Raw genomic sequence first — 756 nt, forward strand, 5'->3', positions numbered from 1 at the left:
AGCCTGGATCCGTGGATGAATCCGGGGTGTCGATAACGTGAAAATGCCCTCTGAGCTGGAATGATTGGTGGTGTTGAGACACAAAACATTCCAGCTCAGAAGGCACTTCCAGTGAAAGTATCGCATACGTTCTCCGCCACGTCCGCTATCTTCGACGACGACAACCTGGTGTCGCATGCCGGACTGGTACCGGTCATGGCGGTGGCCGAATCGACCGGGTTGGCCTCATCGCTGGGCGACCGGGTCGACCTCGGCACCACTCAGGTCGCCTCAGCCGGGGCCAACCTCGCGCCGAAACTGTTAACCGTGATCGCCGGATTGTGTTGCGGCGCTGACAGTATCGACGACCTCGGGATGGTCCGCAGTGGTGGGCACACCCGCCTGTTCGACCGCGTGTACGCCCCAGCCACCATCGGGCAAACGCTGCGCGAGTTCACCCCCGGCCATGCCCGAGCGCTCAACGCGGTGATGACCCAAACATTGCCGGCGATGTGCGCCACCGCGGGTCTACTACCCGCCGACGGGTCCCGGGTGTTTGTCGACATCGACTCGCTGCTGCGCCCGGTCTACGGCTACCAGAAAGAAGGCGGCTCGTACGGGCACGCCAAGATCGCCGGGCGTGAACTCCTACGCAAAGGACTGTCCCCGCTCATCAGCACCCTGTCCGCACCCGGGCATCCACCGGTGATCGGCAACGCCTGGCTGCGTGCGGGACGTACCGCCTCCGGTAACGGGGCAGCACGAATGATCGCTGAA

Annotated in this window: 1 protein-coding gene; it reads left to right on the plus strand. The window is 63.5% G+C overall.

Annotation, left to right across the window (positions count from 1 at the left end):
- Positions 1–111 precede the first annotated feature (111 nt).
- On the plus strand, positions 112–756 hold a 645-nt coding region (locus OSB52_RS24680; protein ID WP_504925961.1), incomplete at its 3' end, for a transposase family protein.

It is taken from the genome of Gordonia aquimaris, assembly GCF_026262595.1.
Classification (GTDB): domain Bacteria; phylum Actinomycetota; class Actinomycetes; order Mycobacteriales; family Mycobacteriaceae; genus Gordonia; species Gordonia tangerina.